Annotated in this window: 11 protein-coding genes; 10 read left to right on the top strand and 1 reads right to left on the bottom strand. The window is 58.4% G+C overall.

The annotated features are described in order from the left end of the window. Positions 1 to 97 precede the first annotated feature (97 nt). From ABVT36_RS10320 to ABVT36_RS10300, 5 genes are all read left to right on the top strand, one after another. Entirely contained in the window at positions 98 to 1,039 is a 942-nt protein-coding gene (locus ABVT36_RS10320) for a DUF6249 domain-containing protein (RefSeq protein WP_368456500.1), read from the top strand. A 12-nt stretch (positions 1,040 to 1,051) separates the two neighbouring features. After that, a complete protein-coding gene (locus tag ABVT36_RS10315; RefSeq protein ID WP_367149084.1) occupies positions 1,052 to 1,606 on the top strand; it encodes a sigma-70 family RNA polymerase sigma factor in 555 nt (184 codons plus the stop codon). Beyond that, positions 1,599 to 1,946, top strand: a complete 348-nt coding sequence (locus tag ABVT36_RS10310) for a hypothetical protein (protein WP_368456499.1) — start codon at positions 1,599 to 1,601, stop codon at positions 1,944 to 1,946. The genes ABVT36_RS10315 and ABVT36_RS10310 overlap by 8 nt, the downstream gene beginning before the upstream one ends. 567 nt (positions 1,947 to 2,513) lie before the next feature. Then, positions 2,514 to 3,368 (top strand): thioredoxin, encoded by an 855-nt coding sequence (gene trxA / locus ABVT36_RS10305; protein ID WP_368456498.1) that lies wholly within the window; start codon positions 2,514 to 2,516, stop codon positions 3,366 to 3,368. A 19-nt stretch (positions 3,369 to 3,387) separates the two neighbouring features. Beyond that, positions 3,388 to 3,705 carry an NGG1p interacting factor NIF3 gene (locus ABVT36_RS10300; RefSeq protein WP_367149081.1) on the top strand — a complete coding sequence of 106 codons (318 nt, stop codon included), beginning with the start codon at positions 3,388 to 3,390 and terminating at the stop codon, positions 3,703 to 3,705. 38 nt (positions 3,706 to 3,743) lie between these two features. On the opposite strand, the gene ABVT36_RS10295 is transcribed toward ABVT36_RS10300, so the two are convergent. Beyond that, a complete protein-coding gene (locus tag ABVT36_RS10295) occupies positions 3,744 to 4,283 on the bottom strand; it encodes an NUDIX hydrolase (RefSeq protein ID WP_368456497.1) in 540 nt (179 codons plus the stop codon). A 365-nt stretch (positions 4,284 to 4,648) separates the two neighbouring features. On the opposite strand from ABVT36_RS10295, the gene ABVT36_RS10290 reads away from it, so the two are divergent. The 5 genes from ABVT36_RS10290 (at position 4,649) to ABVT36_RS10270 (ending at position 13,843) form a co-directional block, all read left to right on the top strand. Further along, positions 4,649 to 5,917, top strand: coding sequence for an efflux RND transporter periplasmic adaptor subunit (locus ABVT36_RS10290; RefSeq protein ID WP_368456496.1), 1,269 nt, complete (start codon positions 4,649 to 4,651; stop codon positions 5,915 to 5,917). A 33-nt stretch (positions 5,918 to 5,950) separates the two neighbouring features. Continuing rightward, positions 5,951 to 9,112 (top strand): efflux RND transporter permease subunit, encoded by a 3,162-nt coding sequence (locus ABVT36_RS10285; RefSeq protein WP_368456495.1) that lies wholly within the window; start codon positions 5,951 to 5,953, stop codon positions 9,110 to 9,112. A 281-nt stretch (positions 9,113 to 9,393) separates the two neighbouring features. Then, positions 9,394 to 10,005: a CoA pyrophosphatase gene (locus ABVT36_RS10280; RefSeq protein WP_367149076.1), complete on the top strand. Its 612-nt coding sequence runs from the start codon at positions 9,394 to 9,396 to the stop codon at positions 10,003 to 10,005. Between the two features lie 267 nt (positions 10,006 to 10,272). Then, complete coding sequence (locus ABVT36_RS10275; RefSeq protein ID WP_368456494.1) at positions 10,273 to 12,069, top strand: ABC transporter ATP-binding protein/permease; 1,797 nt, start codon at positions 10,273 to 10,275, stop codon at positions 12,067 to 12,069. A gap of 73 nt (positions 12,070 to 12,142) precedes the next feature. Beyond that, a complete protein-coding gene (locus ABVT36_RS10270; protein ID WP_368456493.1) occupies positions 12,143 to 13,843 on the top strand; it encodes a Zn-dependent hydrolase in 1,701 nt (566 codons plus the stop codon).

Raw genomic sequence — 13,843 nt, 5'->3', positions numbered from 1 at the left:
TAAAGGACAGGCAAAATCCTGTGGGAGGGCCCCTACTGTGGCGGACCGGGCCCCATCTGCCGGACAGGAAGCAGTAAACGACTAGAGAGCACTAACTATGAGAGCGAAAAGAAACTATCCGGCCGCGCTGTGGCTGGCTGTACTGGCCGCCTTCACGGCCTTGAGTTGGGCCCAGGAGCCGGCGGATGTTCAGGTCCCGCAAACACCGGACGCCCCCGTACCGGCGCCTGAGGCCCCCCGGGCCACCGGTGTCGAAGGGCAGATGGAACAGAGGCAGTTGCAGCGGGCGAAGGAGGCACAGGAGCGGCTCAGCCAGGCGCGGGAAGTACAGAGCCGGGCAAGGGACCAGCTGCACAGCCAGGTGCGTATCTATCGCGACGAGGATGGCAGCCTGCGCATAAAAACTCGGGATGAGGACGGTGAAACCTCTGAAGTGCAGTTGGATCTGGGCGAAGAGTTTGGCGGAGCCCTGACCCGGCGCATCTACGATGAGCTGGAAAGCAAAGGAGTGCTCGACGAAAAGGGTTTCGTGGTGGATAGAGTGCTCGATGGCGTGCCGGAGAATGTCAGTATCGGTATCACACGGGAGAGCAATACCGGCGCGCGCAGCGATCGTTCCCACCGTCGCGGTGGCAGCGGCCGGCACGATCACGGCTTCGAGTTTGGAGACAATAATATGGAATTGATACCCGCCATTCTGGGAATTCTGGCCGTGTTCGGCACTCCGGTCCTTATTGTGTGGCTGGTGACCCGCAACAGCTATCGCAAGAGGCAGCTGCTGATGGACAATATCAACCGGATGGTGGTCGAGGGCCGGGATATTCCGCAGGAAATGCTGGATTCACTCGAGGGGACTTCGCCGGCGAACCTGAGGGACCGGGGCTTTACTCTCATCGCCGTGGGTCTGGCGCTGCTGATCTGGCTCTCTATAGCGGCGGGGCCGGAAGTGGGGAGCCTGGGCCTGATACCTCTGTTTATCGGAGCGGCGCGGTTTATCAACTGGAGATTCGAACAGCAGAACTCAAGTGGGGCAGGGTAGGGAAGCTGGGTAATGGGCCTCAATGACGAGGATCTGATCCGACGCATTGTTAACGACGGAGACCAGCGGGCCTACGCCCAGCTGGTTCGTCGCTATCAGTCGCAATTGCGGTTTTCGCTGCGGGGATTGTGTAATGATGACCAGGCTCTGGCCGACGATATGGCACAGGAGGCGTTTATCAAGGCCTATAAGGCGCTACCCGCTTTCCGCGGCGATGCGCGTTTCAGCACCTGGTTGTACCGTATCGCCTACAATCTGGTCATGAGCCACAAGCGCAAGCAGACACCCGAAGTCAACCAGGAGCTGGTGGATCGGGCGCAGGCGCAGGAGAGCGTGGAAGAGGCGCAACAGCTGGGTATGTCGCGGGATCTGAATGCGGCGATGGAGGAACTCAGCGAGGCGCAACGACAGGCGGTGCACCTATGTATGCAGCGCGGTTTTTCCCACGAGGAGGCAGCCACTATTATGAAGCTGCCTCTTGGTACGGTAAAATCCCACATCAACCGAGCGCGGGCAAAATTGCAGACATTGCTTTATGCTTGGCGGGAGGAGGTTACAAGTGGATAGATTTGAACACGAGCTCGAGCAGCAGGACAGTGAACTGGGCTTTGACCGCTGGCTTGGCCAGCAGTTGCAGTTCAATGAACCCTATCTGGAGAACGATGGGTTCTGCGAAGCGGTGATGTCGCAACTGCCATCTCCCGTGTGGCGCCGGGAGCGCCGGGTGACGCGTATGCAATATGGTGCGGTCCTGGTGGCTTCCGCCATCGTTGCCTGGCAGTTTCCCTTTGAGGAGGTCCTGGGTGAGGCCGCACGTCAATCCGTAAGCTTATATGGCCTGGTGGGTGCTGGGATAGTCGCTTCACTGGTGGTCATGGCCGGCGGTATTGTTGCGGCACGGCGCTAGCGCCTGTCCACACCAGCTGAGAGAGCCCTGCTGCCACCGGTTTTGTGACCTGCGAACAGGAATTGCACAGTGTGGCGGGCTCATCCCTGGATTTAAGGAATCAATGACCGCTATTGAGCCGGCGCAAGGAGAAGTGGCGGGAAGCTCTTTTTTCGAACCGCTACCCAAGCCAAAAGCCCACCCTTTCCACTTCAGTCCGTTCATTTTCACTCGCGATGACTATCAAAACGCTTCTGCTACCAACCCGGCAGCTTATTGAGTTGCCCGGTTAATATTGGCCGAGCGGACCCTGTGGCTCAATGAGATGCGGCAATCCGTTGCCGGGTTCGTCGCCTGAAGTCGTCACAGCGATGGCCAGTGAGCATCTGTATTGTCGATTCAGGTGCAATTCGGGAGGTTATTGAATTCGAAAGCAGTGTGGCCACCCGAGTACCGGTCGGGCCTGTCGCTGTATTGCGGTCGGCGCAGCGTCCATTTGGCCAGGCGGCCAGAGGGCCGGCACTCAACAAACAGTACGCCTGGGTGTACCATGAGGCGCAGAGCAGTGAGGCTCAATAAGGAGTTTTTGTGAACGATTGTATTGTGGAAGTTACCGCGGAGAGTGCTCAGCAGCTACTGATTGACGAGTCCATGAAGCGGCCCGTGGTGGTGGATTTTTGGGCTGATTGGTGCGAGCCCTGTAAACAGTTGATGCCGGTGATGGAAAAACTGGCCAATGAATATGCAGGTCAGTTTCTGTTGGCCAAGGTCAACGCCGATAGTGAACAGATGTTGGCGGCGCAGTTGGGTGTGCGCAGCCTGCCTACGGTGATGGTTCTGAAAGACGGGCAGCCGGTGGACGGCTTTGCGGGTGTGCAGCCGGAAAGCGAAATTCGCGAGATATTGGATAAGTACCTGCCCAAGCCCTGGGATATCAAACTGCAGCAGGCTCAGGCACTGGTGTCGGAGAACCGATTGGACGAGGCAATGCCGCTGCTTCGTCAGGCCTATAGTGAGTCCTCGGAGCGCGCGGACATCGCCAAGCAGTTTGCGGCGGTACTGCTGGAACAAAACCGTATTGCGGAAGCGGAAACCGTATTGGGGAAGATTCTGCTGGCGGATCAGGATTCCGATTATCAGCAGTTGATGGCGCAGTTGGAACTCAAGCAGCAGGCGGCCGAGTCGCCTGAGATAAAGGCGTTGCAACAGGCACTGGAGGCCGACCCGGAGGACTTTGATTCCGCCTACCAACTGGCAGTGCAGTACAGCCAGAACCACCGCAGCGAAGAGGCGCTGGAATTACTGCTGAATATTCTTCGCAGCGACATCAACTATGCAGATGGTGCCGCGAGGCAGGCCTTTTTGGATATGGTAAAAAGCCTGGGCCCCGGCGATCCCGTAGCAGCGCGCTATCAGCGCAAATTGATGACGCTGCTTTATTAGTGCAAACAGGTCCCATACAGTGTTCAAGCTCTGTGTCTATATCCCCGAAGCCCATGTGGAATTAGTCAAGCAGGCGCTGTTTGCCGCCGGTGCCGGACGCATCGGGGATTATGACTGCTGTGCCTGGCAGACACTGGGGCAGGGGCAGTTTCGGCCCCTGGACGGAAGCCAGCCATTCATCGGGCAGGTCGGCTCTGTAGAGCAGGTGCCGGAGTACCGGGTGGAAATGGTGTGCGACGACCAGTGTGTGAATGCGGTGCTGGCGGCCCTTCGCGAAACCCACCCCTACGAGGAGCCGGCCTTCGACCTGTGGCGTCTCGACGATCGGTGCCAGTGAAAACCGGCGGCCCGTGCAAGTAGGAGAGGCCAGTGGTGTTACAGCTTGCGCTGAATAATGCCCTGGTGCAGCGGAAACTCGCCGGTCTCGCGATCGCGGAAATAATGCTGCAGAGTCTCCCGCATGATGGGGAAGGCGATCTCGTCCCAGGGGATCTCATGGGGGTGCAGCAGTTCCACTGCCAGTGATTCCGGGCCGGGGCCAAAATTGGTGTCGGTGAGTTCCCCCCGGTACATCAGGTAGATTTGGTTGATATGGGGGATATCGTACAGGGTGTAGAGTGCATCCACGCGAATATTGGCCCTGGCTTCCTCCCAGGATTCCCGCAACGCGCCCTCTTCACTGGTTTCCCCGTTTTCCATAAAACCGGCCGGCAGAGTCCAGAGCCCCCGCCGCGGTTCTATGGCCCGTTTGCACAGCAGCACACGCTCCCCCAGGTAGGGGACGACACCCACAATCACCCGCGGGTTGATATAGTGAATGGCGCCGCAACCGGTGCAAATGTGCCGGGGGCGGTCGTCGCCCTTGGGAATCGCAAAATTCACGGCGTCGCTGCCGCAGTGGCTACAGAATTTCATGGTGCCAGTATACCCGTGCGCTGGCGGCGCGTCAGTCCTCTCAAGGCTGTCTGGTTCACCGCTCGGGGGCCGGACCCGCAGGCAAAGGGTAATTCACAAGCCGGCAGGCCAATAGATGATCTCCCATCAACCCGGCTGCAGTCTGAGAAAACCTGCGCAGTCGCGGGGAATCGCATGCTATTCAAGAGGTCACGCCGGCCTATACCCGGCAGTGGCGCATTCTGTACCGCATTGACCCGGCGTTATTTCCCCGCGGTATAAGGTTCCGGTATTTCATTCCCCTGTGACCAATCCCACCCGCAGCCGGGGGCACAGCAACTATAGTTTTTCGAGGGAGTTGCTTCGGTGAGTAGGGGTTCAGCCCAATGCCCTGTCGCATTTTTGTCGTATTGCCGGCCTTTACCTTGCTGCTATTGCTTGTCGGGGGGTGCTCTGACCAGGGCGATAAACCGCAGCAGAAGCCCCCGCCAGTGGAAGTGCTGGCAGTGCAGGAGCAGCCGGTGATCCCGAGGTTTGAATTTGTCGGGCGGGTGGAAGCCACCGACGAACTCGAGGTGCGCGCCAGAGTGGAGGGGTACATAGAGAACCGGTTGTTCGAAGAGGGGTCTCTGGTGCAAAAGGGCCAGCTTTTGTATCAAATCGATCCGGCACCTTTCGAGGCCACGCTCGACAATCGAAACGCGGCACAAAACCGGGCACAGGCCGCGTTACAGGTGAGCGAGCGTAACTATCGGCGCGGTCTGATACTGGTAAAAGAGGGCGCCATCAGTCAAATGACGATGGACGAGCTGACGGGGGATTACGAAAAAGCCCAGGCCGACCTGACAGCGGCGAAAGCGGATGTGGAGAATGCGGAGCTGGATCTGTCCTATACCCGCATCTACTCCCCGCTCACCGGCCAGATAGGCCGCTCCGCCTATACGGAGGGCGCTCTGGTTGGCCCCGCTTCGGACCCGCTCACCTCAGTGCTGAAGCTCGATCCCACCTACGTTTTGTTCGAGGTGCCGCAGGATCAATTGTTCGCGGTGCGGAGCGAGGGGGAGCGCCGGCGGGCGCTGGGTCAGGCGCCGGCGACATCGGATATTCGCATTCAGCAGCCGGATGGCAACTATTACCCCTATCCCGGGGCCATTGCCTTTGTGGACAACCAGATTGACCTGAATACCGGTTCGGTGGCGGTGCGGGCCCTGTTTCCCAATCCGCAACAGCTGCTGGTACAGGGCCAGTTTGCGCGGGTGTCCATCTGGGTGTCTGTGGGTGGCGACGATATCAAGCCGCTGGTGCCTCAGTCGGCGGTACAGGAGGATATGCAGGGGCGCTATGTGTTTGTAGTGGATGATAAAAACATCGCCCACCGGCGCTATCTGAAGCTGGGGCAGCGGGAGGGGGAGTTGTGGGCGGTGGAGAGCGGTATCAAAGTGGGGGAGCGGGTGATCATCGCGGGTTTGCAACGGGTAGTGGCGAATAAACCGGTGACACCGGAAAACGCCCCGCGTAATCCCTATGCCGAGCGCGCCGAACAGCCGGCACCATCGGGCCGGGGACAGCGATTGCAGCCTCCGGCAGAGAAACCGCCAAGGGATGTGGAGCCGGACGGCGGAAGTGGGGAAGACGAGGGGACCGAAGGGAAGTAAGGGACCGCAGGTATCTGACAGGGAGTAAAGTTTTTGATCAGTGCATTCTTTATCCGGCGGCCGCGCTTTGCCTTTGTTGTGTCCATTTTGATTACCCTGGCCGGGCTGCTGACGCTGCCGATTCTGCCGGTTGCCCAATTTCCCGATATCACACCCCCCACCATTACCGCAACGGCTCAATACAATGGTGCCAGCGCCGAGGTGATGCGCGATAGCGTCGCGGTGCCGATCGAATCGGAAGTGAACGGTGTGGAGGATATGCTGTATATGTCCTCCACCAGCGGAAACGATGGCAGCTATGCCCTGACGGTCACGTTCGAAACCGGCACCGACGACGATATCGCCCAGGTCAATGTGCAAAACCGAGTGCAGCAGGCGAACCCGACACTGCCGGAAGACGTTCTGCGCAATGGCGTGGTGGTGCAGAAAAAGTCCAACACCATGCTGATGGTGGTCAACCTGATCTCACCGGAGCAAAAATTTGACGAGCTGTTTCTGTCGAATTACGCCGAGATCTTTCTGCGCGATGAATTGTCCCGGGTTCCCGGTGTCAGCGATGTCCAGATACTGGGTGCGCTCAACTACGCTATGCGTATCTGGCTCAATCCGGACCGTATGGCGTCGCTGGATGTCACCACACAGGACGTCATTAATGCCATCCGGGATCAAAACATGGTGGTGGCGGCGGGCCAGATAGGAGCGCCGCCAATCGCCAAAGACCAGCAGTTTCAATACAACATCCTCACCCAGGGGCGCCTGGTGGACGCGACACAGTTCAAGGAAATCAGTATTCGCGCCAGCCCGGCGGGGGGCATGGTTCGAATCAAAGATATAGCGCGGGTGGAATTGGGCAGTGAACTCTATAGCGCCTATGGCCAGTTGGACGGCAAACCATCGGCGGTGATCGCGGTATATCAGCTGCCGGACGCCAACGCGCTGAACGTTGCCGAGGGTATCACTGCGCGCGTGAACAAGCTGGCCGAGAATTTTCCCGAGGGGTTGAAGGCCGAGATTATTTTTGACACCACGGATTTCGTGCGCGCATCCATCTCCGAGGTTGTGGAGACGCTATTTATCGCGCTGGTTCTGGTCATCCTGGTAGTTTTCCTGTTCCTGCAGGACTTCCGCTCCATGCTGATTCCTGCCATCGCGATTCCTGTTTCGTTGATCGGCACCTTCGCGTTGATGTATGCCTTCGGCATGAGTATCAATACGGTCACCCTGTTTGCCTTGATTCTGGCCATCGGCATAGTGGTGGATGATGCGATCATCATTGTGGAGAACACACAGCGTTTGATGAGCGAGGGGCTGGATCCGCAGCAGGCGGCGCTGAAGTCTATGGAGGAGGTGACCGGCCCGGTTATCGCCACCACCCTGGTGCTGCTGGCGGTGTTCGTGCCGGTGATGCTGATGCCGGGCCTGACCGGGAAGATGTACCAGCAGTTCGCCATCACGATCAGTTTCGCGGTGGTGATTTCCTCGATCAATGCACTGACCCTGAGCCCGGCACTGTGCGCAACCTTCCTTAAAAAAGTGGAGCCCGACGAAGTGTCGGGTATGAAGGAAAGCGGATTTTTTGGCTGGTTTAACAAGATACTGCACAAGTTCACCCACTGGTATATGAACATGGTGCGTTTCTGGGTGGCGCGGCCGCTGATGGGTATTGCATCCGTCGCCACGCTATTCGGGCTTTGCTACTGGTTGTTTACCTCCGTACCCACGGGGTTTATTCCCGACGAAGACCAGGGGTACTTTTATGTGCACGTTCAATTGACCGAGGGAGCCTCGCTGACACGCACCGGGCCGGTGGTGGACCAGATTCGCAAAATTATGGAGTCGGACCCGGAAATGGCGCATGTGCTGGCGGTGCCCGGTTTCAATATTCTGAGCAACAGCGTCAATTCCAATACCGCCTTTATGATCGGTATCCTGCTGCCGTGGGACGAGAGAACCGAGCGGAACCAGCATCAGATGGCGGTGATGCAGCGCCTGCAAAAACAGGTAATGGCGGTCTCCCAGGCCAGGGTGATGGTATTTCCCTCGCCACCGCTGCCCGGCCTGGGCACCATCGGTGGTTTTGAGTTTATTCTGCTGGACCTGCTGGGCAGGGAGTCCTCGGAGCTGGCCCAGGTGACCTTCGATCTGCTGGGTGCCGCCAACCAGCGACCGGAGATTGCCGAGGCATTCACCAACTTCCAGGCCAGCACCCCGCAGCTGAAACTGACCGTCGACAGGGATATGGCTCATGTACTGGGGTTGGAACTGGGGGATGTGTACAACACATTGCAAACCCAGTTGGGCGGTTATTACGTCAATGACTTTAACCTGTTTGGCAAGGTATTCCGGGTAATGGTTCAGGGGGAGGAGCAGTTTCGCAATAGCGAGCAGGATTTAGCGGGGTTTTTCGTCCGCGCCAACAGCGGTGGCCTGGTGCCTGTGACTTCGATTGTGGATATCAAACCGGTGGTGGCGCCGCAGTCCATAAGCCGTTACAACCTCTATAACAGCGTTACCATCAATGGCTCCCCGGCGCCGGGCTATTCCAGTGGTCAGGCCATGAAAACCATGGAGGAACTGGCGGCACAACTGCCCGATGGTTACGGTTATGAGTGGAGCGGTACCAGCTTGCAGGAAATCTCCTCTGGCAATGTAGCACCAATATTGTTTTCCCTCGCCATTGTTTTTGTATATCTCTTTCTGGTGGCGCAATACGAAAGCTGGATGATTCCTGTAGCGGTGATGTTGAGTGTGCCGATTGCGATTGTCGGAGCCATGTTGCTGGTCTGGCTGGTGGGCTCGATCAATAACCTGTATACACAGATTGGCCTGGTGTTGCTCATCGGTATGTCAGCCAAGAGTGCCATTCTGATTGTGGAATTCGCCTGTCTGGAACGCGACCAGGGCAAGTCGGTGGTAGAGTCCGCGGTGAATGCCACGCAATTGCGTTTCCGCGCGGTATTGATGACTGCCTTGTCGTTTGTATTGGGCGTCTTCCCGCTGGTGGTTGCCAGCGGTGCGGGCGCCGCCAGCCGGGTTTCCCTGGGGCTGGCGGTATTCGGCGGTATGATTGCCTCGGCGGTTTTGGCGACCTTATTGGTGCCGGTCTACTATGCCCTGGTGCAGTCGCTGCGGGAGAAAATCAAAGGCGGACACAGTCCCGCGGCGCAGTCGGATAGTGCCGCAGCGGAGATTTAATTCGGCGGCGACCGGCATCCGCGATAGTAACGGCCGGTGGATCCGGCTCGCAGTGGTTTTGGGTCTCACAAGGGCATCCGACATTCATCCAACCAGTGCCCGGTGCTCATAATTATCAATCGGGAAACTAAATAAGTTGCCGGGTTGATCATTGCAAGCTGGCCCGCTTGGTGTGCGATTGTGCTAACGGGGGTTGGTCGCGCTTCTCTCGCTACAGCGTCATTTGCCTGCAGGCGCAATCCTGTGCATGATGTGGTCCAGGGCCATCACTTGGGGTTTCAATGCTGAAAGTCATAGAGCGCAAACTGGGGGAACTGAAGCCGGACCTATTAACGACAGTTCCCCGGGGCGATGACCTGCATGGTCACGCGGCGGTGTTGCTGGCCCTGACGGACAAGTCCGACCCTGAAGTCATTCTCACCCTGCGTTCACAACACCTGTCTACGCACTCCGGCGAAGTGGCTCTGCCCGGTGGCCGCTGGGAGCCGGGCGACGCCTCCCTTGAGGATACGGCCCTGCGGGAGGCGGAGGAAGAGATTGGCGTGCCGGCCGAGTCGGTCAGGGTACTGGGCCCCCTGTGGACCCGTACCACCCGCTGGCAGGTGCGTGTAACCCCATGGCTCGGCATTGTGTCGCCCGATGTGGAGTTGTCCCCCAATCCCGGAGAGCTGGATGCTGTTTTCCGGGTGCCGCTGTCTTTCTTCCTGGCGGACCCGCGCATTCGTACCGACCGTGTCACCATCGACCAGCGCGCCATCGATCTGCCCGCCTACCAGTTTCAGGAATATGAGATTTGGGGCTTCACCGCCGGCGTACTGTGTGAATTTCTTACCCGGATACTTGACGTCGCAATGGAGCACCGGGAAGACCTGCCTTTGCGGGCTCTGAATTAATCAGAGGTCCCCCTAGCAGGTTGTTGAAAAAGGCATCCTGCCTTTTCCAACACACGAAAAGCGAAAAATGTGATTTTCACTTTTCTCCCAAAATCAACGACTTAGGCGTCGCCGATTTTTCCGGAACATCCATATTCCGGTAGCAGGCATCGAAATTCTTTGAATTTCAACAGGCCCTGGCATTGTCTGGTGTCAGCCACTATTAACCGGGCAACTTGTTGCGTTGTCGGGTTAATATAATGCCCGCCACAACCAGTTGAGTTTTACATGCCGAGATCCAAATCCACGGTCGCCCTGGAGGATGTGCACTGGGGCGCACTCAAAACCCTGTTTCCCTATCTGCTGGAGTTCCGCCAGGCGGTTCTGCTGGCGCTCCTGTGTCTGATTGGCGCCAAACTCGCCAGTGTGGGGCTTCCCTTCATCCTCAAGCACATTGTCGATAGCCTCGACGCGGCGGGTGGGGCCGCTGCCATAATAGCCCTGCCGCTGGGTCTGCTGCTGGCCTATGGTGCGGTGCGTTTTTGCAGTGTTCTGTTCGGGGAGCTGCGGGATACGATTTTCGGTCGGGTGACGGAGCGCGCCCAGCGCCGCATCGGTCTGGAGGTTTTTCGCCATCTGCATTCGCTGGACATGGACTTCCACCTGAATCGCCGCACCGGGGGCTTGTCGCGCGATATTGAGCGCGGCAATGCCGGCATCGGGTTTCTGATGCGCTTTATGGTGTTCAATATAGTGCCGACACTGGTGGAGATTGTCCTGGTGGCGGGACTGCTGTGGTGGAACTACAGCGCAGTCCTGGCTTTGCTGGTGCTGGGTGCAGTACTGGTCTATATCGGCTTTTCCGTGGTGGCGACAGAGTGGCGCACACGTTTTGTGCGCGAGCTGAACGAAGCGGAATCCAAGAGCAGTGGCCACGCGGTGGACAGTCTGCTCAATTATGAAACCGTCAAGTATTTTGGCAATGAGCAGCACGAGGCGGACCACTACGACAGGGCACTGGCCGTGTGGGAGAGGGCGCGACGCAAAAACCGCTTGTCGCTGTTCGCGCTGAACGCCGGTCAGGCGTCGATCATCGCCGGGGCCATGACCGGCGCCATGGTTCTGGCCGCAGTGAGCGTCACCCGTGGAAATATGACCATCGGTGACTTTGTGCTGATCAATGCCTTTATGATGCAGATTTTTATTCCCCTGAATTTTCTCGGTTTCGTCTACCGGGAGATGAAAGGCGCCCTGGCCAATATCGAGAAGATGTTTGGGCTGTTAACGGTGGAGCCGGCGGTAAAGGATAGCGACGACGAGCCGGAGCTGCTGGTGCCGTCCGGGCGTGTGGAATTTGCGGGGGTGCATTTCTCCTATCGCCCGGAGCGGGAGATTCTCCAGGGGATTAGTTTTGCGGTGGAGCCGCGACAAAAGGTGGCTATTGTCGGCGCAAGCGGTGCCGGCAAATCGACCCTGTTCAAACTGCTGTTCCGTTTCTACGACCCCAAGGCGGGGCGCATCCTGGTGGACGGGAGGGATATTCGCGCCGTCAGCCAGGTCTCTCTGCGGCGCGCCATCGGCGTTGTGCCACAGGATGCGGTACTGTTCAACCAGTCGATTCTGGAAAATGTCCGCTACGGCCGCGTCGGTGCGACCGATGCGGAGGTCATGGAGGCCATACGCCATGCCCAGCTCTACGATTTTGTGCAGCAGCTTCCCGACGGGGTCCACACGCAGGTGGGTGAGCGGGGTCTCAAGCTGTCCGGTGGCGAGAAACAGCGGGTGGCCATTGCGCGGGCCCTGCTGAAAAAGCCGCCTATCATGGTGTTCGACGAGGCCACCTCCTCCCTGGACAGTCACTCGGAGCGGGGCATCCTCACCGCCCTGCGGGAAGTGGCCAGCGAACAGACCACTCTGGTAATAGCGCACCGCCTGTCGACGGTGGTGGATGCGGATGTGATTGTGGTGCTGGATCAGGGCCGGATAGTGGAGCGGGGCAGCCACAGTGCACTGCTCGCCGGCGATGGCCACTACGCAGCCCTGTGGCGGTTGCAACAGCAGCAGCGGGATGCCAGCCTGGTGTGACAGCCAGCCTTGATAAATTGGCCGGGCCGGACTAATGTGGCGCCGGACTTAAAATAAGACAGGCAGATCGCTTATGAACACTGCAAAGTTAAGTGCCGTGCTGCTGGCCCTGGCCCTGGCGGCCGGCTGCTCCCCGCGCGACGCGCGGCAACAGACCGACACCAATTCCGAACCGGTCGCCAAAGAGGAGGCCGGGTCCACTGCCGCCGAGCCGGCGGCGCTGGAACCCAGCGACCGTTTTGAAATTTATGTGCCGGTGGAGTTGAACGCGGATCTCTCTGATTTGTCCGACGACCAGCGCCAGATGATCGGCTTGCTGATCGACGCCAGTCAGATTATGGACCGGCTGTTCTGGCTGCAGTCCTATGGCCCGGCAGAGGAACTGCTGCCTGACATAGAGGACAATCGCAAGCGGGAATTTGCGCGTATCAACTACGGTCCTTGGGACCGGCTGAACAACAACGAGCCTTTTATCGAGGGATACGGCCGCAAGCCCTTGGGGGCCCGTTTCTACCCTGCGGATATGACCAAGGCGGAGTTCGAAGCCTGGAACCAACCGGGCAAGGAAGGCCTCTACTCCCTGGTGCGGCGCGATGAAGATGGGAAGCTGGAGTTGGTTCCCTATCACGTCGCCTACCGGGAGGAGCTGCATCGCGCGGCGGATATTTTGCGCAAGGCGGCCGCACTGGCACAGGACCGGGAGTTCGGCGGCTATCTGAAACTGCGTGCCGACGCACTGGTGTCGGATGACTTCCGCCCCAGTGATATGGCGTGGATGGATATGAAGGACAATCGCATCGATGTGGTGATAGGCCCCATCGAAAACTATGAGGATCAGTTGTTCGCCTATCGCACCGCCTATGAATCCTATGTGTTGCTGAAGGACATGGAGTGGAGCGAGAAACTGGCGCGGTTTGCCGCTTTTCTGCCGGAGCTGCAGCGGGGCCTGCCGGTAGAGGACAGGTACAAGGCCGAAGAGCCCGGCACCGATTCAGACCTGAACGCCTACGATGTCCTCTATTACGCGGGGCACAGCAATGCCGGCTCAAAAACCATCGCCATCAATCTGCCCAACGACGAGGAGGTGCAGTTGGCGAAGGGTACCCGCCGCCTGCAACTGAAGAACGCCATGCGCGCCAAATTCGACAAGATACTGGTGCCGATCAGTGAACAACTGATCGCCGAGGATCAGCGCCAGCACATCACTTTTCCGGCATTTTTCGCCAATACCATGTTCCATGAAGTGGCCCACGGTCTGGGAATTAAAAAGACCGTCACCGATGGCAGTAATGTGCGTCAGGCGCTGAAGGAAACCTCCTCGGCGCTGGAAGAGGGCAAGGCGGATATTTTGGGCCTCTACATGGTTACCCGCCTGCACGAAAAGGGTGAGATTGAAGATGGGGAGTTGATGGACAACTATGTCACCTTTCTCGCCAGTATCTTCCGCAGTGTGCGTTTCGGTGCCGCCAGTGCCCACGGCAAGGCCAATATGATGCGTTTCAACTTCTTCAAAGAGGAGGGGGCCTTTAGCCGCGACCCGGATTCGGGTCAGTATCGGGTTGACTTCGACAAGATGCAGGCGGCCATGACCAAGCTGTCCAACCTGATACTCACCATCCAGGGAGACGGAGACTATGCGCAGGCCAAGGCACTCCTGGAGGACAAGGGTGTCGTCGGCGCCCAGTTGCAGGCGGACCTGGACCGGCTGGCGGCAGCCAAGATCCCGGTAGATGTCACCTTTATTCAAGGCAAGCAGGTGCTGGGACTGCAGTAG

This window comes from Microbulbifer sp. TYP-18, assembly GCF_040932045.1.
In the GTDB taxonomy this organism is placed as follows: domain Bacteria; phylum Pseudomonadota; class Gammaproteobacteria; order Pseudomonadales; family Cellvibrionaceae; genus Microbulbifer.
Note: the sequence above shows the minus strand (reverse complement) of the source record. Positions and strands in the feature narration are given on the sequence as shown.